Source organism: Robbsia andropogonis, assembly GCF_034047095.1.
GTDB classification, from domain to species: domain Bacteria; phylum Pseudomonadota; class Gammaproteobacteria; order Burkholderiales; family Burkholderiaceae; genus Robbsia; species Robbsia andropogonis.
In genome coordinates this window covers 385,440-409,652 of the sequence record NZ_CP139166.1, presented here as the reverse complement: position 1 = coordinate 409,652, position 24,213 = coordinate 385,440, and the positions used below count along the sequence as shown (strand labels likewise).

Sequence of the window (24,213 nt, the reverse complement as noted above, 5' to 3'; positions counted from 1 at the left end):
GAAATGCGTAAACTGTCGCCATGGCCGAATCCCCTAACAGTGCGCTCCCCACCGAGGTCGTTGCGCTTCAGCGCATGGTCGCGGATCTGGCCGGCCAGGTGCGCAAACTCCAATCGAATCTGAGCGCACGCGAACTGCTCATCGAGCATTTACAGATTCAGATCGCGGCGCTTCGCCGCCAGATGTACGGCCGCAAGTCCGAGAAGCTGGAGACCGAGATCGGTCAGCTCGAGCTCAAGCTCGAGGAATTGCTGCTCGACAACGGGGAAGATCCGCCGCCCGCCACACCTGTCGAACAAGAACGTAAAAACCGCTCTCGCAAGCCGCTGCCGGAGGACCTGCCACGCGACACGCTCGAGCATCTGCCCTCAGGCGATGACTGCCCGGACTGTGGCGGTGCGCTCAAGCCAATCGGTGAGGATGTCGCCGAGCAGCTCGAGTACTTGCCCGGGAGCTGGCGTGTCATTCGACACGTGCGCCCCAAATTCAGTTGCGCATGCTGTCAGACACTCGTTCAAGCGAGCGCGCCGTCACGACCCATTGCCCGAGGGTTAGCCGGTCCCGGTTTGCTCGCACACGTCATGATCGGCAAATATGCCGATCACCTGCCGCTGTACCGACAGTCGCACATCTATGCACGTGACGGACTGGACTTAGATCGCTCGACGCTGAGTGAATGGGTCGGCGGTGTCACACGACTGCTGCGCCCATTGGTAGAGGCGCTGCGCCGATATGTAATGGCGGGGCCGAGCGTGCACGCTGATGACACGCCCGTGCCGATGCTGGCACCGGGCAAAGGCAAGACTGTCACGGGTCGGCTGTGGGCGTATGTGCGTGACGAACGCCCAGCGGGCTCGGCAAATGCCGCCGCATTATGGATGGCGTTCACGCCCGATCGTCGCGGCGAACATCCGCAACGACATCTCGGCGAGTTCAACGGCATCATCCACGCCGACGGATTTGTGGGATATGACGCGCTGTACGGCGACGCGCGAACGCAGGCGGCCTGCTGGGCGCATGCCAGACGCAAATTCTACGAACTCACGAAGTCGCATCCGTCACCGGCGGCAGGCGAAGCGGTGCGCCGCATCGCGGCACTGTATGCAATTGAAGAGCAGATCAGGGGGGAGCCGCCGGACAAGCGTTTGCAAGTGCGAACCGAACACAGCAAGCCGCTGCTCGATAGTATGCGAGCGTGGTTGGACTCGCTGATCCCAACGCTATCGACCAAATCGGCGCTCGCCGGTGCGATCCAGTACGCGCTCAATCGATGGGAGGCGTTGAACACGTTCGTGCAGGATGGCCGGGGCGAGATCGACAATAACGCCGTCGAACGCGCGTTGCGCGCCGTGGCAACGGGGCGTTCATTGTGCACCTCCTTCTGAAACCTGGATAAACATTGGGATCTGGCCTTCGACATCGTTGCGACACGGGCGATACTTGCGCGCCAGTGCTGCGGTAACCGCTTCGCTGTGCAGATCGATCGTCCGAATCTGCCATGGGGCATCAGGCACGACCTGCTCGGCAGGCAGAATCCGATCGTTGATCAAACGCCGGATCATGTAGTGAGTGACACCAAGCTCCTTCGCTGCCTCAGACATCGTCAGCCAGTCGCCATCCTTATCTGCCGACTTGTAGGCGTGGATATCGCGGACATGCCGTACAGAGCTGACACGATGTGCGGTCCAGGTCTTGCCCTGTCCTGTGCGTATTCCCATGCGGTTCAGTGATGCAGCAATGTCCTCGTCGGACCATCGGGTTACCATGCTGCGAATAACCGCGAGCGCTTCGTCTGACGTACTGCAGCCATGCTCGCCAGTTCGCGGCCTGCGAATCCGTAGCCGGGAATGTTGACCGCCTTGCCAGTGGATCGTCAGAATGATTTCGCGTGTAGCCTCGTCGACGTCGGCAACGATATCGACGATGAGCGCGCGAACAAGCTGTTGACGTGTGCGCATGGCGACGCTCGGTGCATTCCACGCAGCATGAAGATCTTCGGCGAGCTTCGTAAAGTCAGGCAGGGGAGCCTGCGCCTTTGGTGCAGTCACCGTCTCCACGCGCGTCTGGCAGGCCTGTACACGACGTAATGCCGCTTCCCAGTTCTTCTCCAGCTGCGCGGCAATCAGGCGGTTCTCGGGATCACAGGCGGCGTAGCGCCGCTCAGCCAGCGTGGCCTCGTACTGGGCCTGCTGCAGTTCGAGTTCCACGATCTGTTGCTGCTCGTTCAGGGTATCCATGTGCATTTGCTCAGCCTGTTGTGCCGCTTCGATCGCCAATGGCTCCACGACGCGCAGAAGCTCCTTGCTGACAGTCGCATCGATACGGGAACCACCGAACCTCATACATCGCGCTGACGTGTCGAAGCGGTCACACCGGTACACGGCCTGCGGGATACGTCCAGCGTAGGCCACCGACAGGCGACGTCCACAGCGTGCGCAGGCAAGCAGGCCAGCGAGCAGCGCGCGGCCACCACGACCGGATTTTACGTCGCCCGCCTTGCCGTAAGCATTTGTCGCGAGCTTCTTCTGGTTGCGTTCAAACTCCGCCCAGTCGATGTAGCCTTCGTGGTGTTCCCGGAGCATGACGTCCCAGTTCTCAAACGGCTTGCGGTGCTTGTAGCTCTTGCGTGCCCGGCCTTCGACGATCGTCATCTGCTTGCCGCTCTTGCCATACGCGTAGACACCAGCATAGAACGGATTCTTGAGCACCGAAATCACGTTACGGTAGCGTATTGGAGTCCAGTCGACCCGCGTCAGCGTCCGGCCGTCAGAGGGGCGCGGGAAGTGGACCTGTTCAGCGTTCATCGACAGCAGAACCTGCCGCGCGCTGCCCAGTTGCCGGAAACGAGTAAAAATCAGGCGTATGACTTCCTGCAACCGTGCGTCTGGATCGAAACCCAGACCAACATCACGATGCCAGATATAGCCGACCGGCACGCTGATACGTAATTCACCACGGTGTGCCTTCTCTCGTTTGGCGTCGTGCATGCGCGTTCGAAGCACGTTGAGTTCGAATTCGCTGATGCTGCCCTTCATGCCAAGTAATAGCCGGTCATTTGCCCGGCAAGGATCGTACACACCGTCAAGGTCGATTACCCGCGCTTGAACGAGACCACAGAGCTCGAGCAGATGATGCCAGTCGCGTCCATTGCGGGCAAGGCGTGAGGCGTCCAGGCAAAGCACTGCGCCGACATCGCCTGCACACAATAACGCGACCAGACGATCAAAGCCCGGTCTCGCAACTGTGCCGCTCGCCGAGCGTCCCTGGTCGTCGTCGATGACTTCGACGTCGCGAAATCCATGTCGCTTTGCTTCCTGCACGAGGTCATACTGCCGGCGCCGGCTCTCGAGGTTCAGTTGGACCTGCGTTCGGCTGGACTGTCGGACATAAACTACCGCCTTGCGTTTAAGAAGATCTGCGGGCAAACGATCATCATTCGTCATCGTTACGCCCCTTCGCAGTCGGGATGCCCGCCGCCTGCATCAACAGGCATGCGAGATGCCTGAGCGTGTTTGCCCGTTGCACCGCGTTCATCCCCTGAAGCTCGACCGCGTCGAACATCAGGTTCATCTGGGGCGGCATCGACCGCGATAACTGTTGACCTGCTGGAACGACGTTTGGCAGATTGCCCATTGCGTTTCTCCCGGACGTTGGTGGAACCGTCCGGAGAGTTTCCCCGCAAATGCAGATCGACCAGCAATTGATGCAGATTATGCAGTGTCGCTACGGTAACTCTCGGTTCGCCGAGAACCATCGCTGAACAAATCGCGGCATCGAGCATCCATCCCGCGATCATCCTGATTACACCGGGGTCCGCCTCCACATGGACGACCTGACCTCCGCCGCGACGCTCGATGTCTTTAACCTTGACGCGACGCCCATACAGCGGATGCCAACGATAATGAATCTCGACTTCCTGCCCGATATGGGCAGAATGAACGGGAAATTGCGCTGGGCCGCAAGAATTATCTATTTGCTGGCTCGGAGTCAGGGGGCGAACGTGCGGCCGCCATGTACAGCCTAATCGGTACGGCCAAACTCAACGGGATCGAGCCAGAGACGTATCTGCGCGAAGTGCTAACGCGTATCGCTGATCACCCGGTGAATCAGATCGACGATCTGCTGCCGTGGAACATCGCTTCCAGCAAACTCCACGAGGCTTAAAAAGCTTATTGAAGTGCCCATTTATTTTTTAAATGGGCACTACCGGCATGCCGCCAATCGATACCCGGCCACATGAAATACGCGGCTGACAAGATGCCTTCGGTCGACGCTTACGGGTTAGCGGCCGTTGTGTTTATTCACCCGGTTCATGAATTCCCTGAGCATGACGCACGGACCATCCACTCATCGTTCAATATGGGGTCCAAAGAGCAACGGAACAGCCAACTCACACATGACCGCATTAGTGCGTTGGCTGTTCCGTTGCTACCCTGACCCCAACATCAATCGTGCAGTCGTCGGCTGCGCCCCGATGCAAATACGGGCAGGCCCTGTCTCAGACCGATCTCTGACCACGCGCGCCGCTTCCTCGAGACTTTGCGCCATCGCCACGGCATAGCCCAGCACCAGCTCGTCGCGTTTCGTCAGGGCCACGCCACGACCGCTACGGCGAAACAAGCGCCCGCCTAAAGACGCTTCCAAGGTCGCGATGCGACGGCTAACCGTCGATTGGCTGGTCTCCGTTTCCAGGGCTGCACATGAAATACCGTTCAGACAGGCCACACGGGCAAATAAATTGAGATCGTCAGAGTTCATTCACAGGTCGGCGTGATGCGTCTCGCGCATGCACAGCACTGCCAGCAGACTGACCACCGCCGCGGCGCTCAAATACCCGCCGACCCAGTGCAAGCCACCACGCGCTGCCAATACCTGCGCGATATACGGTGCGAGTGACCCACCTAAAATGCCGCCCAGATTATAGGCGACACCCGCACCAGTGTAACGGACATGCGTAGGAAACAACTCCGGCAGCAATGCGCCCATCGGGGCAAAGGTCGCACCCATGATGAAAAGTGCCATCACCAGGAACAACTGGATCGAAAGCAACTGCCCGCTGCCCAGCATGGGTGCCATCGCGAAACCTGCCAGGAACGCTACGAGAGTACACACCACCAGCACCGGCTTGCGCCCATATTTATCGCTTGCCCAACCCGAGATTGGCGTGGCGATGGCCATGAAGACCACAGCGATACACAACATCCCTAAAAAGGTCTGCCGCGACAAGTGCAAGGTGCCCACGCCATACGACAAGGCGAACACGGTCGACAGATAAAACAGCGTATAGCACACCACCATTGTCAGGGAGCCAAGCACCACCGGACCAAGGTGACGCCCAAGCAGCGTGAACAACGGCAGACGCACGCGCTCCTGACGTTCGAGGGCTGCCGCAAATGCTGGCGTTTCAGCAATTTTAAGACGTACATACAGCCCGAGCCCTACCAATGCCGCACTGACGATAAACGGGATACGCCAACCCCAACTCTTGAATTGCGCATCCGAGAGCAATAGCGCGAGTATGAAAAACAGTCCATTGGAAGCGAGAAAGCCAATCGACGGCCCCAGTTGCGGGAACATGCCGAACCACCCGCGTTTGCCCGCAGGGGCGTTTTCCGTGGCAAGCAATGCTGCGCCGCCCCATTCGCCGCCCAAACCCAGGCCCTGCCCGAAGCGCAGCAGACATAAGAGAATGGGTGCCAAAGTGCCCAATGCGTCGTATCCGGGTAAGAAGCCGATCAAGGTCGTGGACAGCCCCATGAGCAGCAGCGATGCCACCAGCGTCGATTTCCGCCTGATCCGGTCACCGAAGTGACCGAAGAAAAAAGCGCCGATGGGGCGTGCGATGAACGCGATGCCGAACGTCACGAACGACGACAAGGCCTGCGCCGTAGTGGATCCATGCGGGAAAAAGACCGGCCCGATGACGAGCGCGGCCGCTGTTGCATAGACGTAGAAGTCGTAAAATTCGATGGCCGTGCCGATAAAACTCGCGAAAATAACCCGCGCGGCGCTGTTTTTCTTGGTAGCGGCGTGCGTGACGCCGGCCGATAGAATCGGCTGTTGCATAAATGTCTCCAATAGGTTCTGGTGTAAATAGGTAAGAGTGTTGAGAATGTTCTTACCTATTTACACCAGAACTCCGCTATTCACGTGCTATCGTCCATTGCCCTGTCCTCGTCGGCCGGGGGGGTGGCCAATTCGCGCAGCTTGTCGCGCACGTCGGGACTCATCTCGTCGCCACGGTATGCGGCGCGGCGTGTGTTCTTCAGCGAAATCTGCGCCATGCCTTGCAGTACCGGCGAGAACACCGATACGCCGATGCCTTTGGCAAGTACGTTCGCCTGCGTACGATGAAAATCAAGCTTCTTGCGGAGAGTGGCATGGTCGTAACGCCATTTGTGATAATCAGTCGTGCCGTTCAGCTTGCCGGTAAAGGCCTTGGCGCCGTCAATCGACACATCGATTTCATCGGGCATATCCCTCTGCGTTTCCATCTGCTGGATCAACTTGTCCAGTGCGCTGTCAAACTGTGGGTCGTCGAGCGCAAACTTTCCTTCCTGTGCGGGCCCGAGTTCGAGCTTCAGTTTGACGGGGTCGCCGCTACGCTTGAGCGTGGCTAGCAGTCGGGCCATGTCGTTCTTCTGGAACCGCGCGCGTTCGCCCGACGAATAGTGCGCCGTAAAGGGCGCACTACCTTGCGTGAGCAACTGCCCATCCCGCTGATCGCCATAGTGGGTGGTAAGGTGCGCGCCGTGGCTAGTGGCTGCGGTCTTCGCGATGTTCACGCTGAGGCCGTAGGCACCCCCAGCCGTATTGGCGACGGTGCTCAAAATAGCCGAGCCGCCCCCCGTCACCGTATATCGCTCCTCTTCGCCGGCGGTCAGTTTCTTCGCCAGCCGGGTCGCCTCGACCTGCGCGCGTCCGTCGCCGACAAAGAGCGCCTGCGCGTCAGGATCGTTCACGGCGGCGAGCGCTTGCGTGGCCTCGCGAAGCGTAGTCGGCAGGCGTACCGCGTCGTCGGCCGACAAAGCGGCAAACGCATGCAGCCGCGACTGCGCGAATTCGAAGTTGATCCAGTTCGTCAGGGTCGCCTTCAGATCCTGGCGTTGACCTTTAAGTCGAGCGTCTTGCGCCAACGTTCCGGGGTGCGACCGCACGGATGATCCTGCCTGCCGCTCGCGGCTCGCCTGGACCTTCACGCGCTTCGCGTCTAGATCCAGCACCGTACGGCTCGATTGGGATACCTTGCCGAGCAGCAAGCGGCCCATGCTGTCGAAACGTATCCGATATGGGGTCTTCCATGCATCGACGATGGTGGATGTCTTGAACTTGTGCTGATGCGTAGCCGTGAAAGCGAGTTCGAGTTCGCTCACGGCTTCCGCCACCGCCGCCTTGACGGCATGCTCGTTCCCTTCGGCAACCTGTAGTGCTTCCGGGCTCGCTACTACAGCCTTAATCAAGGCCACGCGTTGCTGGAAGTGTGTGTAATCGGTCCAGTTCTGCAGCGGATTCAAGTCGTCCTGAGTGCTGTCTTCGCGTGCAATCTGACGCAATTCGTCGAGCAGCTTAGTCTTGGCCTCGGCGCGCGCACCGGGCTCCTTCGTCTTTGCTCTTTCGTCAACGTAGCCACGATAGGCTTGTGCGCGACGCATCTGCTGCTTGCGAGCGTTGCCTCCCAGCAGGTCGAGGGACTTGCTGAGCGCGACGATAGCCCGCTTCGCTTTCGCTTCGCCGTCCCTGCTCGGTCCAGAGCTTAGCTGGTAGCCCACGTACAGCAGGGCCGTGAGACCCAGCGTGGCAGCGCTGGCGCCGAGCGTCGCGTGGGCCGATATGAGGGCCGGCGTGACAATGCTCATGATCGTCGTTACCAGGCCGGCCGTGCCGCTGACGTAGTTCGCGTAAAGATTCAGCTCATTGCCGAAGAATTCGATCTTGGCGCTCTCCGAGGCCGTCTTGTAGTCGAGCTTCATTTCGCTTCGCACGCAGAATCGGGCGAACGCAATCGACAGCGCGTCTGCAGCGACACGCTTTTCGTCGGGAGTTCCGGCCCGTTCGAGCGCCGCCAGCGCAATGTTCATCCGCTTAACGTCTTTCTCGATTTTGCCGAGGTGCCGCATGACGGCGAGCGACGCGCCCGCGACGCTCGCTCCGCTTTTCGCGCTGGGCGTGGCGTCCGCCTTGCCGAGCGGCATGATCTCCTCGGTGCCGGCATTGCGAAAGCGCAGCTTGGCCGATGTGAAAGCGAGCCGGGACGAAGCAACCGTGAGCAGCATCTGCGCGGTCGACATCGCTGTCTTCGCTGCCACATGCGAGGAGGCAGCGAGTTGCGCTATGCTTATGCCGCTGTTGAGGAGCGACGCAGTCATCACACGCTGACGGTGCAGCCCCCCCGTCCCCGTCTGCTTAAAGCTGTCAAGCACCTTGTCGATATCGTCAGGATCCTTACATCCCACCGCGTTTAGGAAAGTCCTCACCATCTCGTCGTAATAGGCCTGTCCGCCCGCTCCTTCCGGCAACAGACACTGATCTCTCAAATCCGCAGGGATCGCTGCGGCATGAACACGTTCGAAGTTCAGAGCCACAAGGCGCGACATTGACGGAATCGATACTGTCTCTACCAAGCTTTCGCGCCATCCTTCGCAGATTTCCAGGGCCGAGCGGTCGGACCAGTCATCGACCCGCACAGCCGGGGCCTGTGGCACGCGCCGGATGTCGATCAGTTGCGCAAGACGGCTCTTCACCGTGCCGCGTCTGGCGGACGCGGCATCCGCTGTCGCCGGCGGCAGCATGCCTCCCGACCTATGCGCCGACGTACTCCGCCGACCCGACTCTTGTGAGGCAGACCAGCTCCGGATCGGGCCGCCGGTATCATCCGGAAGGATTTCGGAGGTTGCGCCGCCGTTATCAGGCATGACGGCCGGTTCATCTTCGTGGACCTCCGCTGCCGACTGAGTGACCCCTTCCCTGAGATGACCCTTATTTTTGAGGAACGTGACGCCCCACCCGCCGCTTTGTTCCGGAGTCAGCTCGAAAAGCGATGTTTCGTGCACGGGCGCTTCCTGCTTCGCCTGCGCAGAGGACGGCATCGCAGCGCCGGACGATGCGGACAGCGGCACCGAGTCCGTGCCGTATTGGCTTTGCAGAGAGTCGATCGTATCGCCGTGATACTCAGGCGGAAAAGTTTGACGTTGAGCAGGCAATAGTGGTGCCGCTTGCCGCGGCGCAACTGATACGGGCGAAGCGCGTCCCACGCCGGCTTCCGATCGCTGCGGCAGCTGGGAACGAATTTCCCCCGGCAAGCGGCGGCTATGAGTGGAGGGTGTCTTGCCGGTCGTACGGTCGGGCTCGCCAGCGGTTTCGATGCCCCCGGTCGCCGACTTGCTGGACCCGGGCGATCCCAACCGGAATCGATTGAACATGATCGATATATCGGTGATTAAGTGCAATGCAACGCATATCCCGTCTGCCTCGCCCTACATGACCGGCGACCTGACGGCGCTTTGTGATCCGGCCGCGCTGCTGACGATGATTGTTCAAGACCGCTGCAACTTGCCAAGAGATTCCATAGTATGTTCAATGCATTGACAATACCGGCGAGGTTGCGTAACGATAGGTCGTAAAACGAAACAAACCCCGAAAAAAAGGAACTAAGAGGTAAGGAAATCCACCCGTCGCGTGAAGCGATGGGCACGCGCCGCCTGTTCAGGTGAGCGCAAATTCGATACGCGCGTGCGGGGTTACGGACGGTGGCGTCTGCGTGCTACCGTGGTGCCTGAAATCGACCTCGAACACGCCCACGGTAGACGTGGTAGCGGAGTAGCCAGAAAACACGGGCAGCAATGGATCGTTTTCCGCCAGGGCAGCGAGCGCATAGAGCCATCGCCCGCCGCAGAGCGCGTTGTAGACGTGGCGCAGCAGCGCAGCGCACAGCGTCAGATCGTCGTTCTCGATCGCGATGAATGAGAGGTAGAGATAAGACAGCTCATTCCCGCACGCGGGCAACATCGGCAATCCGCGAAACGCCGCGAAAGCATTATACGCGGGCCGCATCCATGCGATTTGACGCGCATAGCGCTCGACATGGACCTGCCGCAGTGTCGATTGATCCCACGCAGCCATGACCGCACACAACTGCCCTGCCCTCGCGGCCACAAAGAAATCTTCCGCGCGAAGCGTGTCGCAACGGCCGCCCGGCAGAAAATCATCGACGGCGAGTACCGGTGCCCATCGATAGCCGACGCGATGGCGATTCAAAAACTGAACCAGTGCCGGCAGTTCGGCGGCGCGAGCACGCCGTAGTTCTGCGGTAGACGGAAGCGCAGGTCGCCGCCGGCGCACATGTATTGCCGACGCGATCTGGCGACCGCACGGGCGAAACAGCGGTAGTCCAGCACGTGCGCCGGTAAGGCTCGCGAGCGCTCTTTCGTTGTCGTCGTATATCAGCGCGAAGCTAGGCAGCGGCTCATTTTGATCGAGCACACGCAGCAAATGGAATATGCGTGCTAGTAGCAGCCCATTGCGATGTTCGCGGTGAATCCGCAGATCCGAGAGAAACCCGACGCGGCGCGGTTGCCCATCGAGAAAGACGGTCGTGATGCTACGGCTTATCGCCGCAACGATCCGGCCGGTCGCCGTGTCCCGGCCGACCACGACCTGGGCCTCGCTGCCTTGCAGGCGGCTTGCCGCGAAGTACGACGGTTCGCGGCGCAGGCTGATCGCGATGTCTCCCTCGATCCAGTCGGCGGCCATGCGCTCACGCAACTGGGCATCGTCCTCGGTACATGCGAGCGAGAATGTGTAGCGGCTCATCGGCTATCGGGCAACTTCCTGCATTTCACCCATTCCAGAAATTGTTCCAGTGCCGCCCGACCATTGCCTGGGACGATCACCGGCTCGGCCTGCAGGTACTCGTCGTGCTGCCATAGCCGCGGTCCGGCAATTAGCCAGCGGCGCGCAAAGGCCCAATAGGTGGTCGGGGCCGCTGTCGGATCAGCGCGCAGGATGCGGGGCGCGTCGTACCAGCGAAGTGCCGGATAACGATGGTGAACGCTGTGAAGCGAGCGGTTCAGCATCAGCCAGCCGAGCCCAAACGGCAGCACGATATCCATCGTGATCGACTGTGGGTCGCGACGCACCTTTCCGGGCGATGCAGGAACAATCGCCACGCCGTAATGCTCAGCCTGGGTCAACAGGAAGTCAAACCAAGCGAGCAGTGCAAGCGGAATGGCATAAGCCCAGATGATGACGTGCCTGGCGGTGCCGCCGTGCCATACACCCGCTCCGATCAGTGCACCGCATACGACCATCCAAAAAAGCGCGGCGTTGCGCCCGTTCCGTCGATCTTCCGGCACCATTGGCCATCCAACCCGGTTCTGATGCCACGCGACCCATGGCAGCTCGAGGGGTGCCAAAGCCCAGATCCAGCGTGTCCGCCAGCTCAGTGAGTAAAGGCGTCCCTCGGGATCTATGTCGGTGCAGGTGGCGCGGTGATGTTGCAGATGAAAATAGCGGTAGGCGACGAAGTTCACGCCGAACAACGCTGCGCATATTACACCAACGATGTCGTTCGCACGACGAAGCGACAGGAAAGTGCCGTGAACCGCCATGTGCTTGGCCTCCTGGCAGCCGGCCAGAAGCAGCGCCTGCGGTAGCGCCAACAGCATATACAGCCGCCACGCATGCGGCGTCAAAGCAATCAGGAAGGTGTTAGCTGCGATGACGAAGAGGAACAGCACGCTTGGCAAATCGCCACACCGCGCCGCATATCGGTTATCTTTCTGCGCGCTTTTCGAAGGCATGAGCACATTCACAGCAAGGCGGCGAGCGGCCGCGTGACGCGCTTGACTCCTGGAAGCGGCAACGCTGTCCAGAGCGGCGCTAAATGCGAAAGAAGGATCGTGCTGCGCAATAGCACACCATAGTCGAGCGAGCGTTCGTGCGGGAAATAGCCCGGCTTTACAGCAATGATCCGCGTGAAGCCCCGCTTGCTGTAATAGCGCAGCTGTGGGTCGAGCGGCATCCCGGAACGGCGTGCGAGCACGTAATCCTCGACACGGCCTTCAGGATGGTGTCTGCGCCAGTCGCGCAACCCGGGTACCGGCGAGCCCAGATAGACGTGGCGCCAGCCGCTCTTAAGTGCATGCGGCAAGAAAAATCGGATAAGCGCATCGACGCCTTTCTGATGACGGCTGCTGAGGCTGATGCCGAACAGGGAGCGGCTTTGCTGCGCCGCACTCAGGCGCGTGCAATCTTCCCAGGTGTGCACGTGCCGATGGAAATCGTCGGCCACCGGTTTTAAAAAGAGCGACGAGAGAAGATACCCAGTACGCGAGCAAAATGCGCCCATCGCCAGTTTAGGATGCGCCTCGATACGCTCGATTAGCGCCGACTGCGACGCAGCCTGCGTAGCGTCCCACTTCTCGTGTTCCAATTCGCGCAGCGACGACAGATCGCGCAGTGTGAGAAACCGAACAACGACGCTTTCATCGTTGGGGCGGGATAACGTGGGAAAGTGCGAATGAAGGCGCATGGAAATAGCAGCGGGAAGTAGCAAAATCTGTGATTCGCTTGAGAATCGATGCACAGATTCCATCAGGACTTCATGTCATGCGCATGACAAAGTGCTCGGCGGGGCTCTGGCGCAAATAGGCGTAGCGAATCTGTTACATTATTCGTCTCAAAAATGAAGTGATCAGGGACGAGCAAGCAAAAAGTCCGGAATGGGCTTTTTGATGGTGGACATTTTGATCAAGAAATCATCGTTCTGTGCGTGCGCTGCTACCTTCGCTACAAGCTCAGCCTGCGCGATCTGGTGGAAATGATGGCTGAGCGCGGTTTATCGCTGGCTCACACCACCATCATGCGCTGGGTAAAACGCTTTGCCCCTAAGTTCGTTAAACGCTGGAACCGCACCGCGATCCATGCGAGCGGCTCATGGCGGGTCGATGAGACCTATAAGGATTCGTGGCAGATGGGTCTACCTGTACCGGGCGGTCGATCGAGACGACCAGGCAGTGGACTTCTTACTCAGGGCCAAACGCAATGTAGCAGCAGCCAAAGCCTTTTTTCCCAAGGCGATCATGCACCAGGGCCAGCCACCAGAGACTATCACGTTCGATGGTTACGCCGCATCGCACCGTGCGGTGCGGGAGATGAAGGCCGATGGCCTGCTGCTTGAAGTCCAGAAATGCCGCGGTAATGATCTTGGGCCTCGAATTGATGCATCGCATTCGCAAGGGCCAGTTCGATCTGACTAAACTTGGTCTCGAGGATGCCGCTCTGCCTGCCGTATGGAATGCTGGTCTGGACTACCCTCTGTCTGCTTGATAAGATATCCTGCATATTAAAACATTCACAACAATCTTACCTATTTTCACCAGAACCCTTTCCGAAAAGGAGAGTATTGGTCACGGGTGAACGCCGCCATTTGGACCGAAGAAAATCACCCACGTCCTAAAATCGTTGCTGAAACGTTCAAAACGATGTTCCATATGCGCAGGAACGAATAATAAATCACCCACATGAAATTCACATACTTCGTCGGCTCGCCGGAAAGTTCCGGTTCCCGACGCGATGATGTAAAGCTCGTCCCTGTCATGGGGTGATTGTGCATCTAGACCTCGCGGCGCATAAAGCTCAATCGAAATATCCCCGCGTTCGAACATAACGTTGAAAGGTAACGGGAGTTTAGACAGCGAGGCTGCCGCCCCTTTTTCTGAAATGTGAAAAACGTCGTTCGGAACGGGTTTCATGATCGTGTTTTCTTGCATGGCAAATGCGCCTTGAGCTGATTGTCTTGTCGGCCGCGATCTGCCCTGTCTTGGCATGCATACGACTGCAATGGTCAATCTTTTTTCTTAGAAACAGCCTATGCTGGATAGTGATAACAGGTAGCGCAACAGCGGCCGCTCGGCGACATCATTCTACTGAGTGTAACCAAGCGAGCCTCATGGTCAGCACTAGAAGCCGGTGTCGTCCTGATTACAACAAGCACCAGCAAATTCTGCTTTCAAGCCAACCTATGTTGCCAGTCAAACTTGGTCACGCACCGGCCGCGTATGACCAGCAACACCATCATAGACCCAGGCCAACGCCCAGACCGTAAGTCCCGGCAGCAACCAACCGAGTCCCGCTTGTGCAAAAGGCAAGGACCGCGCCCAGTGGCTCAATACGGGCATCGTCAGGTTGGCGCTGTGTAAGCCATCCAGACACCCCATCACGGTGGTGACAAACATCACGGGCCATAGCACGCGACTGGGCGTACGGGTGCGATGTAGCGTAAAACTCATCACCACCAGAATGATGCACGGTGGATAGATTGCCGTCAGGGCAGGAATGGAAAACGCAATCAGATGATCCAGGCCGAGGTTCGATACCAATAGCGCGAAGAGCGACAAGCCAATGGCCATCGTTCGATATCCAATCTGCAACCACTCACTGAAATAAGCTGCGCAGGCGCAGGTCAAACCGACGGCGGTCACCAGGCAAGCAACGGTGATCAGGACAGTCAGCAACACCACCCCGCCGTTTCCAAACGCATGCGCAACGTATGCGTCCAGAATCTGTGCCCCATTCGTGGCGCTCGGCGCCAACGTGCGGCTCTCCGCACCAAGCTTGAACAAGCCCAGATACAGCAACGCCAGCCCCACGCCCGCGATGATGCCCGCGATCATCGCATAGCGCGTCTGAGCGTAGGCCGAGGTAACACCGCGTGAACGCATTGCGTTGACCACGACAATGCCAAAGACCATGGCACCCAGCGTATCCATTGTCAGATAGCCATTGGTGAAGCCGGACGACAGCGCATGGGTGGCGTACTCGGGTGTAGGCACGCCTGGGTAGCCTGCGGCGATAAACATGGCCGAGGCGGCGAGAATGGTCAGCATCCCGATCTTCACCGGCGCCAATATCCTACCGACAATGTCGAGTAACTTTCCGGGGTACAGTGACAACAACAAAACCGCGACAAAATAAAGCACGCTATAAATAAACAGAGCGGATGCGCTGTTTCCGGTCCAGGGCACAATACCCAGAGCAAACGAAACGGTTGCCGTGCGTGGTGTGGCAAACAACGGACCCACCGCCAGATAGCACACCACGGCCAGCGCACGCGCCGCGACAGTGCCGAGCGGGCCGCTCAATTTGTCCAGTGTTCCTCCAACGCGCGCCATCGCGACGATTGTCAGAATCGGCAATCCGACCCCGGTCAAGAGGAAACCGATCGCAGCGGTGCCATACCGCGTACCCGCTTGGAGCCCGATGAGGGGCGGAAAAATGATATTGCCTGCCCCAACAAACAGTGCAAATGTCATAAAACCCAGCGCAATAATATCGCGCCGACGTAAAACTTGATTTGAAATCAACATAACCCGCTATCACCATACCTGACTTACCACGCATGCGGCCACTGCCTCCCTCGTTCCCCCAACTGCTTGGCGAAGAGTGAAACCATGCAAAACGCAAAGGAAAAGCTGCATATTCTAGCGCCAGTGCGTTTTCAAGACTTTCAAATAAAAGGATGGCCCTATCGAAAACACTGTTTCATCAACATCACTTCGCTCCATACCGTCCCAATGTCATGCTGCAACGCGTCAAGCGGCGCAACGCGGGGACGCGCATCCAGCCCCGCCTGATCGACCCCATCGCATGTCGAAATACGTCGTTTTCGCCCGACACCTCCAGTCAAGGCTCGAATTAAAACAAACGATCGAAATACTTTCAGGGTATCTTTATTATCCCGGTCCATTGCAAACTGCGATTAAAGGATAAGTACGGTGATAGAAATCGAAAATAAAGCCGACCTTCTGACCCGATTATTCACAGCAATGGCGGAACGTGGTGAATTACCATCACTACAAAGCTCATCGGACCGCATTATCGCCTCATTAAAAGACGAGGAAGCCTATCTTGCGGATTTAACGAATCTGGTACTGTCCGATATCTCGCTTTCCCAAAAGGTTATCCGGCAGGCAAATTCCGCAATGCGGCATTCATTTGGCGACGAGATTATCTCTATTTCTCGTGCCATCCGGGTTCTTGGCGTCAATACCGTAGAGCAATTTAGCGCGGAATTGCCCGATATCGCAGATTTTCAGGCCAACTCGCCGCACCTCGATACCGGTCGCGACGCGCTGAAACGCGCGATGGTCGCATCGGAGTTTGCGCGCAATATGACCCACCGTCATGCCAGCCAAGCCAGCGAAGAGGCGGTCCTGTCCACGCTGATGTACTTGCTGGCTCCCACAGTGCTTGCGTTGTACCTGGAAAAAGACTGGCAGCAGGTTCTGGACTACACGCGCTTGTATCCGGACGTGACGATCCGGGACGCATGCCGGGAGGTACTCGGGGTAAGCCTGACAGATATCGCGGCAGCCCTGGCGCGGCATTTCAACGTCCCGGAGACATTGGCGGACTGCATGGCGGGCGCCCTGCCAGACGCAGGCGTGCGAAACGATTCGCACACGCAGTGGCTGATAATGATCTCGACCGTCGCTGCGGAAGTGGCGACGATGATCGAGAAAAAAACAGCGCCCCGCGATATCGAACAATTCGTCAAACCTTACCTCAATGCCTTGGGCATGGATGCGCCCACATTGAATAACGCGTTGGAGCACGCACAGAGCGCCGCTGTTCGCGTGGATCGGGGGGGACGGGGGAGATCGGATGACGCAGAGGCTTTCGAGATGCCAGCCAATCCGATGGAACGATTTGGCGAAGCGCTGACACATGTGCGGTCGCTCGCACCGACATTGAACACCGCCGGCGTCATTCCGCTGGTGGTCGAGAATATCGGCCAGTGCCTGAACTTAAGAAATGGCTTTCTGCTCCTGCTGAATACGAAGGAAAATGTTTATGCGGCCAAGGTGACGTACGGCGAAGGGGTACGCGATCATCTTGTCGATCTGCGCTTTAACGCTGGCTTCGAAGACAACATCTTTCACCAAGCACTAGGTAGTCGCAACCCCACGTTTTTCCAGGACATACGCGCTGACAGCTTCGTCCATCGCGTGCCGGAATGGTACAAGACCGCTTTCCCGACCGCACGATCGATCGTATTCGTGCCGGTGCATCTCAATGATCGGTGCATCGCTTTATTTTGTGGCACATGGGGCGCAATAGCGGCATCGCGCCCCCTGCTCCACGGCGAATCACAAAGTGTCAAAGCCCTTGCAGACGAAATCTCGCGCAGTCTGGAGCGGTCGATTCGTCGGTAGGCATTTAACCGATCGTACGCCTGTAGAACGCGAACAAGGCCTTCCAGCCGCGTTCGGCGGCTGGCGCATCAAACACCGGCATGTCCGGCTTCATCCAGCCGTGCAGCTTGCCTTCGTAGGTTTCACTCTCGTGCTTGATGCCCGCTTCAGTCAAGGCAGCGTTAAAACGCTGGGCCATTTCGGGCGGATAGCTATTGTCCTTATCCGCGGCAGCCACCAGCAGTTCAGCCTTGATCTTTGACACCAGCAAGTGCGGGCTGGTCGGGAGATCCGTTGCCAGATTGCCGCCGTGGAAGCTGGCGGCGGCCGCGATACGATCCGGGTAGTAAGCAGCCGCACTGATTGCCATTCCGCCCCCCATGCAGAACCCGACGGTACCAACCTTGCCCTTCTTCACGTCGCCGCGCGTATCCAGATATGCGAGCAGTGCAGCGGTGTCTTCCGCAGCCTTGTGATTATCGGTACTGGCCATCCGCGGGCCGACGATCGCCCGGAAATCGCCCTTGAAGACCTCTTTTGGGTCAAGAGTTTCGTACTCGCCGAAGCGGTAGAACAGATCGGCTAGCAGTACAACGTAGCCCTGCTTGGCTACATGGCTCGCCATTTCGATCATTGCGGGGCGGATGCCGAATGCGTCCATGTAAAAGATGACGCCCGGCCAATTGCCCTCCCCCGCAGGCGTCAACACCCAGACCCTGCATGGGCCGTCTTTGGCTTGGACGGTAATCTGCGTCTGGCTGGCACCATACGCGTTCACGGCGGCGGCTTGATTCGTGTTTGACATCGAAAGGATCCTCGTCATGAAAATGAAAGAAAAGATCCACTATGCAGCGGCTTTTCCTGCTTGGCGACAAGTGTAAAGCAGAGTGCGAATCAGTGCTTCGCGCGCCATAAGATGCGGGAGTGCCTGACTGGATCGGCGGACGTTTTCGACATCCCGTCGATCTCGCAGTCGCAGGCAACACCAAGCAGGAACCGCAACCGTCCCAGCGCCGCGGCATGCATTCACATTACGTTACCGATGCATCAGCGAGGGCATGGCCGCACGTAACAGCGATGCCGCCGTCGACTGCTTGCGCTCCGATTCGCCGCTAGGAAGCCCGTTTCCGTCCCCATCGATTCCGGCGCCCGGACATTGCGATGCGATATTTGGTCCGCCGATCATGCCCGGCAGCCACTTGCCCGCCTCGGCCGCCACCGCGCGTTGCAGGGCGACACAGACCGCCTCCACGCAACGCGAATCGGTCAGGCACTCCGCGGGAATGAGATTCCCTGCGATATCGATGGATACATGGCTCTGGTGCGGCACGCGTTCCACCGGAATCCGCGGATCGGCAAGCAATTCGAGATCGTGCTCGATCGGCATGGACAATGTGAACTGGATCCGGCCCGGAGCGTCTTCGCAGACAATCACCGCATCGTCACCTCCCACACCATTTCGGTCGAGGACCCGTACAGATCCTACTGGGGCGCCTAGCCGACGCTCTACCGCATACGCAAGCGCGTTCACCTCTTGGCGGCAACGCCGTTTAAAGACGCGCTGAGCCTCCCGGCCTTCATGCAGCGCGGCGATCATTTGATCATACGGTGTAGTGGGAATATTATCGGCAGGCATGGCGTTTCTCGGTATTCAGGGTTTGCTCGCCGCCCGTCAGCAGCTGAATACGCAGGCAGCAAATACGTCGCCTCATCGGCGACGATGCATTGCACAGTACGATCATGCACGGCAACGGGCAACATTGACTGCCGGAGGAAGACGCAAATGCCATGCCCGTCCTTACCCGCGTCTACAACCAACCCGCCCGCCGAAATCGCCAGTACATGACGGCACAGCCAATTACCGTCCCGCATAGCGTGACGGGATAGCCCATAGACCAATCCAATTCGGGCATGGATTTGAAATTCATACCATAGAGACTGAATACGATTGTCGGCACGGCCAGCACGGCGCCCCACCCCGCGAGTCGTTTGACAATCTCGTTTTGCGATACCTGTACCAGTGCCAGATTCACCTGGATGGCCGTGGTCAGCATTTCCCTCACGACATCGACCGTATCCACTACACGGGCAATATGATCCTGAACGTCTCGAAAATATGCACGCAATTCTTTCGAGACAAGATCCTCATGCAGCCGGATCAGCTCGCTGCAGATGCCCTCCACCGGCATGGCAGCGCCCCGAAGATCCACCATCCGTGCCTTAATTTCATACAGTTTTTGAATGGCGCGATTATCGAATTGGTCAGTGAAAATTTCCCGTTCCAGCGCATCGAATCGCAATTCCAGTTCCGTTGCTACTTCACTGTACTGATCGACAACAAAATCGAGAATGGCGTATAAAACATACGCGGCGCCTTTATCAAGCAAATGCTTTGCCGACTCCGCACGCTCCCGCACCGGCGCGAACGATCGTACCTTTCCATGGCGGATCGTGATCACGCATTGCGGACTGGCGAAAATATGCACCTCGCCTTCCTCGATATCGCCATTTACCATTTGCATCGTGCGCAGTGCGATAAAGAGCGAATTGCCATACGTTTCGATCTTCGGCCTTTGCTCGGCCGTCAACGCATCCTCGATCGCTAGGTCGTGCAGGCCAAACTCCTCCTGGACCTTGCGTAGCTCATCGATTGTCGGATCGGCGATACCGAGCCATACAAACGTTTCCTTGTCGCATAAAGCGTCGCTGATACCGTCCATCGTCACCGGGCGTGGTGGACGATGCGGCGCATAAGCCAGACAATTGACAATCATGAGTTGCACACCGCGAAATCACGTAAACGAATGTTTTACGGGAAATTTCTAATCAATGCAATCACGGTGTAAGTCATTATAGAGAATGGCGCGAAAGGTTCGCATTTTTCCGCCTTTCAGCGCCTCCCAATTTTGCTCGGTCACCGGAAATGCATGCATCATGGTAGGAACATTCAATCCGACGCTCGTTGTATTGTCTCTGATCATCGCAACGCTGGCGTCCTATACGGTTCTCGACCTGACGGCGTTCATCTCGTTTCTCGAGCGTCCTCGTGTCAAGCATGCATGGCTCGCCGCTGGTGCCACCGCGATGGGTATCGGCATCTGGTCGATGCACTTCGTGGGCATGTTGGCATTCTCCCTCCCTATTCCGCTAGGTTATGACCTGAAAATCACGGTGGCGTCACTGGCACTCGCCATCGTGGTCTCGTATTTCGCACTGAACGTCGTCATTCGTCCCGTGTTGTCGTTGCCACATATCGCCGTCGGCGGCGTCCTCATGGGTTGCGGCATCGCCGGCATGCACTATGCCGGGATGGCCGCCATGCGCATGCAGCCTGGCATCGACTACGATCCAGTGCGGGTCGCACAATCGGTGGCCATTGCCATCGTGGCCTCGGCTGCCGCACTCTGGCTGGCCAACACGCTCAGCGGTACGACGCGCCGCCATCTTCTCGCGAAGCGAGTCGGTGCGGCGTTGATCATGGGCTTGGCTATCACCGGTATGCACTACGTGGGCATGAGTGCCGCGCATTTCCTGCCGGGCTCGGTCTGCGGGGCCGCGCGTGGCATGAATATGCCGTGGCTGGCCACCACCATCGTCGTGCTGACGCTGATGATCCTGATGGTGACACTCGTCGTGTCGCGTTTTGACGCCCGAGCGGCGTTCCTGCGGCGAATGACCAGCACCCTCGAAGGCCAGTTGCAAAGTCGAACCGGAGAATTAGAGCGGGCGGTTCACCAGCATGCCCTGGCGACCCAGGCCTTGGATAATGCCCGCTTGAAAATTGAACAGGAGCTGATCGTGCAGCGCGAGACAACCGCTGCGTTGACCGAGCAAAACGAGCGGCAGTTGCAGGAAATCGACGCGTTGAAGCGGACCGTGGAAAGCCTCCTGCAATCGATGGAAGCCTCGGTGCATGGCGCACCGATCTGCGCGCTGCCCGACGTGTCGAGCCTTCCGGCGACACTGGCATACCGCGCGACCGAAGGATCATCCACTCATGGTGCTGCCGTCGCACGAAAGGTCGGAGTGTCCGACAACGACGTCTCTTCCGTTGATCCGGATGCCTCCGCGGATGCGTCGATGCAGCGACTCGGCGCAAATCTGATCGCATTGAAAGCCCGACTCCACCGCATGTTCCGCCTGCCGGCGATCGACGCCGGAGAAGGAGAATTGTGGGAGGCGCCGACACCGGCACCGAATCACCCGTTACGGCGCGCCAGCGACAGACCTGCCACGCAGCCTGATCCGGCGCAACAACAAGTATTGACGCTGGTCGACGAAACGATCGACCTGGCGTTGCAGCGTTGACGCGCCGCCGCTGCGCATGGCTCACCGAATCGGCAACGCCGCCGACGTCTGCCGTATGAACGCCACCACATCGCGCCGCACGGGCGCGATGAAGCGCAATGGGGCACCCACGACCCCCACCGTGAGGGCATGGTTGACTCGCGGATAATATCGGACGGTCACCCGGTCGCCCGCTTCCGTCAAACGCGCCGCAAATCGAGTCGTATTGCCGGGATCGACAGTCTTGTCGGCGTTACCGACACCCAGGAACATCGGCGGCTCGGTGCCATCGATGTAATGGATCGGCTGGCTTTCATCGCGGCGAGCCAGCGGAAAGATGCGCTTCAACGTGTCATCCCGCAAAGGCAGGAAATCGTACGGACCGGCCAACCCGACTACGCCCGCGAGCATCGATTTGTCCAATCCCTGCGCCCGCAGGTAACGATCATCGGTTGCCAGCAGGCCGATGATCTGCGCCCCTGCCGAATGCCCCATCAGGAACAAGCGGCGCGGATCGGCACCATAGGCGCCGGCGTGATCACGCGCCCATGCGACTGCCGCGGCCGCATCGTCGACAAAGCCCGGAAAGATCGTTTCAGGATAGACGCGATAGTCCGGAATAACCACGACGAAGCCGGCCGACGCCAGGGCCTCTCCCACAAATCGATAATCGGTCCGCGACCCGCTTTGCCAACTGCCGCCATAGACAAACACGATGATCGGCACGGGCCCCGCGTCGGCCGCTAAAGCGCCCTGCGCCGGCGCGCCGTTACCCGATGTCTTCGTGCCCGTGAACGTCGGCAATGCCGTCGCCATGCCCTTTGGCACATAGACGTCAAGTTGCTCTCGATCCGACGTGCCATAGCGAATGCCGCGCTGTGCCACGTAAGTATCGCCGGGTGTCAGCGCATTGAGCGTCCCAACCGGGGAACATGCGGCCAATCCTGCCATCCACAGCGCCATCATGACGCTTGCCATCTGCCTCATCGTGCAAACCTGTTCGTCGTATCCACCTCTTTATCGTGCCATGGATCAACCGGGGAAGCAGATGCGCGTCCAGGAACGACGTCACCGCGCAACAGACACGTCCACAGTGACGCTCCCATATCACCCGCATCCGTTTGAGCCGCTCACATTGGCGTTTGGCAGATGCCAGCCTTGCGATGTCTCGGTTCGCGATTCGTCGCGATGACAATGCGCCAGCCGTCGCACCACTGGCCTCGAAAATGCCCCGTTTTTGCGCTTGCCTTACGCGGAAGAGCAAAAGATCAAGTTTGCGCGCGTGCGCGGACAACTTCGCCCGAATATGGTCGGGTACGTTTTGTACTGCGCCGCGCACGTCACCACAAGCGTGTTTCAGCGCAATGTCCAAGGTTGATGCAATCCCCATTCCGCCACACACGGCCCAGCGACAGGAAACACCATGAACCAGGCACACCCGGCCCGCAACCCGCAAGAAGCACCGCACCCCATCGCGGTTGCTTGCGCGCGGGTCCAAGACGTTCACACAACGCCCCGCCGCCTTGCCACCCGCCTCTTGCCATTATCCAGTTTCGCCCGAGGCGCTTGCGCGGCGCTGTTCGCCATGGGTGCGACAAGCAATGTCCATGCACAAAGTAGCGTCACGCTATACGGCATCATCGACGCTGGTATCACCTATGTCAGCAATCAGGCAGGCAAGCACCAGTTCAAGTTTGAAGATGGTGCCAACTTCGGCAATCGGTGGGGCTTGAAAGGGAGTGAAGACTTAGGCGACGGCATGAAGGCCATCTTCGATCTGGAGAATGGTTTCTCGCTCGGCACGGGCGCATTCCGCCAGAACGGCGCGGAATTTGGGCGCCAGGCCTATGTCGGCCTCGCCACACCGTATGGCACGGTGACGTTCGGCAATCAATACGATTTCATCTTCGATACGATCACACCGTTCAACGTCAACGGCTATGCCAGCGTGTACTCGGGCCATATGGGCAATTTTGATCGGATATCCGGCGTCCAGGTAGCGAATTCGGTCAAATACATGAGCAATGCCTATAACGGCCTCTCCTTCGGCTTGATGTATGGCTTCGGCAACGTAGCCGGAAACTTTCATCAGAACAGCTCATACAGCGGCACCGTGGCGTACACACATGGCGGATTCAGCACCGCAGCCGCCTATACACGGCTCTATAACGTCGCCATCTATCCTTACGCTCAGATTGGTGTCACCCAGTTCCTGGGACAGACCGTTGCCACCCGTAATGCAGACGGCAGCGTGACGGACCTGTATTACACCTCACCGTTCACGGTCGATCGCGATGCCACTGCCGCTGTCGGCGCGAGCTACCAGTTGGGAAAAGTCACGCTGGTAGGCAACTTCACATCGACGAACTTGCGCTATGGCAGCAACAGCGCCACGATGAACGTCTACGAGGCTGGCGCCATGTACGCGCCGCGACCTGATGTTCTGCTCATCGGCGGTTGGGAATACACCACGTTCGAAGGTGCACACTGGCATCAACCAACGCTCGGCGCACAGTATTACCTGTCCAAGCGTACGTCGTTCTACGCGAACGTCTCTTATCTACGCGCATCATCAGGTGTCGATGCCAACCAGGGCGCCGGTTTCTATTCCCTGCCGTCCAATACACAAACCCAGGTCGTCTCACGGATCGCCATGATTCATCGTTTCTGAGATGGTCACGCCGCACCGGATGCAACGGCGGTACGCCGTGCGCATGACGACAAGACGGCGGAA

General features: G+C 58.7%; 18 protein-coding genes and 2 pseudogenes. 6 read left to right on the top strand and 14 right to left on the bottom strand.

Features of this window, described 5'->3' with window-relative positions; genetic code table 11:
* Nucleotides 1-20: 20 nt before the first annotated feature.
* Nucleotides 21-1,385, top strand: coding sequence for an IS66 family transposase (tnpC, locus tag SJQ66_RS06930; protein WP_320534118.1), 1,365 nt, complete (start codon nt 21-23; stop codon nt 1,383-1,385).
* Here the strand turns inward: tnpC and SJQ66_RS06925 are convergent.
* Together SJQ66_RS06925 and SJQ66_RS06920 are read right to left on the bottom strand one after the other, a co-directional pair.
* Complete coding sequence (locus SJQ66_RS06925) at nt 1,365-3,443, bottom strand: recombinase family protein (protein ID WP_320533729.1); 2,079 nt, start codon at nt 3,441-3,443, stop codon at nt 1,365-1,367. The two genes, tnpC and SJQ66_RS06925, sit on opposite strands and share 21 nt — an antisense overlap.
* On the bottom strand, nt 3,433-3,633 hold the full coding sequence (locus SJQ66_RS06920) for a hypothetical protein (protein WP_320533730.1): 201 nt from the start codon (nt 3,631-3,633) through the stop codon (nt 3,433-3,435). The genes SJQ66_RS06925 and SJQ66_RS06920 overlap by 11 nt, the downstream gene beginning before the upstream one ends.
* Before the next feature lie 306 nt (nt 3,634-3,939).
* Between SJQ66_RS06920 and SJQ66_RS06915 the strand changes: the two are divergent.
* Nucleotides 3,940-4,164: pseudogene (locus SJQ66_RS06915) on the top strand (transposase domain-containing protein); the annotation flags it as partial.
* Between the two features lie 264 nt (nt 4,165-4,428).
* Here the strand turns inward: SJQ66_RS06915 and SJQ66_RS06910 are convergent.
* The 6 genes from SJQ66_RS06910 to SJQ66_RS06885 form a co-directional block, all read right to left on the bottom strand.
* Complete coding sequence (locus tag SJQ66_RS06910) at nt 4,429-4,758, bottom strand: LysR family transcriptional regulator (RefSeq protein ID WP_024905878.1); 330 nt, start codon at nt 4,756-4,758, stop codon at nt 4,429-4,431.
* Nucleotides 4,759-6,066, bottom strand: coding sequence for an MFS transporter (locus tag SJQ66_RS06905; RefSeq protein WP_320534117.1), 1,308 nt, complete (start codon nt 6,064-6,066; stop codon nt 4,759-4,761).
* An 80-nt stretch (nt 6,067-6,146) separates the two neighbouring features.
* Nucleotides 6,147-9,419, bottom strand: coding sequence for a hypothetical protein (locus SJQ66_RS06900; protein ID WP_320534116.1), 3,273 nt, complete (start codon nt 9,417-9,419; stop codon nt 6,147-6,149).
* Between the two features lie 283 nt (nt 9,420-9,702).
* Nucleotides 9,703-10,809 (bottom strand): hypothetical protein, encoded by a 1,107-nt coding sequence (locus tag SJQ66_RS06895; protein WP_320534115.1) that lies wholly within the window; start codon nt 10,807-10,809, stop codon nt 9,703-9,705.
* Nucleotides 10,806-11,798: a fatty acid desaturase family protein gene (locus tag SJQ66_RS06890; RefSeq protein ID WP_024905882.1), complete on the bottom strand. Its 993-nt coding sequence runs from the start codon at nt 11,796-11,798 to the stop codon at nt 10,806-10,808. The genes SJQ66_RS06895 and SJQ66_RS06890 overlap by 4 nt, the downstream gene beginning before the upstream one ends.
* An 8-nt stretch (nt 11,799-11,806) precedes the next feature.
* A complete protein-coding gene (locus tag SJQ66_RS06885; RefSeq protein ID WP_244141739.1) occupies nt 11,807-12,592 on the bottom strand; it encodes a hypothetical protein in 786 nt (261 codons plus the stop codon).
* Nucleotides 12,593-12,754: 162 nt separating this feature from the next.
* Between SJQ66_RS06885 and SJQ66_RS06880 the strand changes: the two are divergent.
* Nucleotides 12,755-13,326 (top strand): annotated as a pseudogene (locus tag SJQ66_RS06880) (IS6 family transposase).
* Between the two features lie 80 nt (nt 13,327-13,406).
* Here SJQ66_RS06880 and SJQ66_RS06875 read toward each other — a convergent pair.
* The gene (locus tag SJQ66_RS06875; protein ID WP_024905885.1) at nt 13,407-13,769 is read right to left on the bottom strand and encodes a cupin domain-containing protein; all 363 of its coding nucleotides are present in this window, start codon (nt 13,767-13,769) and stop codon (nt 13,407-13,409) included.
* Between the two features lie 261 nt (nt 13,770-14,030).
* The gene (brnQ, locus tag SJQ66_RS06870; RefSeq protein WP_320534114.1) at nt 14,031-15,365 is read right to left on the bottom strand and encodes a branched-chain amino acid transport system II carrier protein; all 1,335 of its coding nucleotides are present in this window, start codon (nt 15,363-15,365) and stop codon (nt 14,031-14,033) included.
* Nucleotides 15,366-15,773: 408 nt separating this feature from the next.
* Between brnQ and SJQ66_RS06865 the strand changes: the two genes are divergently transcribed.
* A complete protein-coding gene (locus tag SJQ66_RS06865; RefSeq protein ID WP_176026020.1) occupies nt 15,774-17,213 on the top strand; it encodes an HDOD domain-containing protein in 1,440 nt (479 codons plus the stop codon).
* A gap of 4 nt (nt 17,214-17,217) precedes the next feature.
* Here SJQ66_RS06865 and SJQ66_RS06860 read toward each other — a convergent pair whose 3' ends face one another.
* The 3 genes from SJQ66_RS06860 to corA all read right to left on the bottom strand — a co-directional run bounded on the left by SJQ66_RS06860 (nt 17,218) and on the right by corA (nt 19,966).
* Complete coding sequence (locus SJQ66_RS06860) at nt 17,218-17,997, bottom strand: dienelactone hydrolase family protein (RefSeq protein WP_024905889.1); 780 nt, start codon at nt 17,995-17,997, stop codon at nt 17,218-17,220.
* 231 nt (nt 17,998-18,228) lie between these two features.
* Nucleotides 18,229-18,828 carry a hypothetical protein gene (locus SJQ66_RS06855; RefSeq protein WP_157685238.1) on the bottom strand — a complete coding sequence of 200 codons (600 nt, stop codon included), beginning with the start codon at nt 18,826-18,828 and terminating at the stop codon, nt 18,229-18,231.
* A gap of 172 nt (nt 18,829-19,000) precedes the next feature.
* Complete coding sequence (gene corA, locus SJQ66_RS06850; protein ID WP_024905891.1) at nt 19,001-19,966, bottom strand: magnesium/cobalt transporter CorA; 966 nt, start codon at nt 19,964-19,966, stop codon at nt 19,001-19,003.
* A gap of 160 nt (nt 19,967-20,126) precedes the next feature.
* On the opposite strand from corA, the gene SJQ66_RS06845 reads away from it, so the two are divergent.
* Nucleotides 20,127-21,500: an MHYT domain-containing protein gene (locus SJQ66_RS06845; RefSeq protein WP_024905892.1), complete on the top strand. Its 1,374-nt coding sequence runs from the start codon at nt 20,127-20,129 to the stop codon at nt 21,498-21,500.
* A 21-nt stretch (nt 21,501-21,521) separates the two neighbouring features.
* Here the strand turns inward: SJQ66_RS06845 and SJQ66_RS06840 are convergent, their stop codons facing one another.
* Nucleotides 21,522-22,457, bottom strand: coding sequence for an alpha/beta hydrolase (locus SJQ66_RS06840; protein ID WP_024905893.1), 936 nt, complete (start codon nt 22,455-22,457; stop codon nt 21,522-21,524).
* 607 nt (nt 22,458-23,064) lie between these two features.
* Here SJQ66_RS06840 and SJQ66_RS06835 point away from each other — a divergent pair.
* The gene (locus tag SJQ66_RS06835; protein WP_046152048.1) at nt 23,065-24,150 is read left to right on the top strand and encodes a porin; all 1,086 of its coding nucleotides are present in this window, start codon (nt 23,065-23,067) and stop codon (nt 24,148-24,150) included.
* Nucleotides 24,151-24,213: the final 63 nt, after the last annotated feature.

Excerpts from the sequence above, each read along its gene's own strand:
- tnpC (WP_320534118.1), top strand. The coding sequence starts at position 21 with ATGGCCGAATCCCCTAACAGTGCGCTCCCCACCGAGGTCGTTGCGCTT.
- SJQ66_RS06925 (WP_320533729.1), bottom strand. The coding sequence starts at position 3,443 with ATGACGAATGATGATCGTTTGCCCGCAGATCTTCTTAAACGCAAGGCG.
- SJQ66_RS06920 (WP_320533730.1), bottom strand. The coding sequence starts at position 3,633 with ATGGGCAATCTGCCAAACGTCGTTCCAGCAGGTCAACAGTTATCGCGG.
- SJQ66_RS06910 (WP_024905878.1), bottom strand. The coding sequence starts at position 4,758 with ATGAACTCTGACGATCTCAATTTATTTGCCCGTGTGGCCTGTCTGAAC.
- SJQ66_RS06905 (WP_320534117.1), bottom strand. The coding sequence starts at position 6,066 with ATGCAACAGCCGATTCTATCGGCCGGCGTCACGCACGCCGCTACCAAG.
- SJQ66_RS06900 (WP_320534116.1), bottom strand. The coding sequence starts at position 9,419 with ATGTTCAATCGATTCCGGTTGGGATCGCCCGGGTCCAGCAAGTCGGCG.
- SJQ66_RS06895 (WP_320534115.1), bottom strand. The coding sequence starts at position 10,809 with ATGAGCCGCTACACATTCTCGCTCGCATGTACCGAGGACGATGCCCAG.
- SJQ66_RS06890 (WP_024905882.1), bottom strand. The coding sequence starts at position 11,798 with ATGCCTTCGAAAAGCGCGCAGAAAGATAACCGATATGCGGCGCGGTGT.
- SJQ66_RS06885 (WP_244141739.1), bottom strand. The coding sequence starts at position 12,592 with ATGGAATCTGTGCATCGATTCTCAAGCGAATCACAGATTTTGCTACTT.
- SJQ66_RS06875 (WP_024905885.1), bottom strand. The coding sequence starts at position 13,769 with ATGCAAGAAAACACGATCATGAAACCCGTTCCGAACGACGTTTTTCAC.
- brnQ (WP_320534114.1), bottom strand. The coding sequence starts at position 15,365 with ATGTTGATTTCAAATCAAGTTTTACGTCGGCGCGATATTATTGCGCTG.
- SJQ66_RS06860 (WP_024905889.1), bottom strand. The coding sequence starts at position 17,997 with ATGTCAAACACGAATCAAGCCGCCGCCGTGAACGCGTATGGTGCCAGC.
- SJQ66_RS06855 (WP_157685238.1), bottom strand. The coding sequence starts at position 18,828 with ATGCCTGCCGATAATATTCCCACTACACCGTATGATCAAATGATCGCC.
- corA (WP_024905891.1), bottom strand. The coding sequence starts at position 19,966 with ATGATTGTCAATTGTCTGGCTTATGCGCCGCATCGTCCACCACGCCCG.
- SJQ66_RS06845 (WP_024905892.1), top strand. The coding sequence starts at position 20,127 with ATGGTAGGAACATTCAATCCGACGCTCGTTGTATTGTCTCTGATCATC.
- SJQ66_RS06840 (WP_024905893.1), bottom strand. The coding sequence starts at position 22,457 with ATGGCAAGCGTCATGATGGCGCTGTGGATGGCAGGATTGGCCGCATGT.
- SJQ66_RS06835 (WP_046152048.1), top strand. The coding sequence starts at position 23,065 with ATGGGTGCGACAAGCAATGTCCATGCACAAAGTAGCGTCACGCTATAC.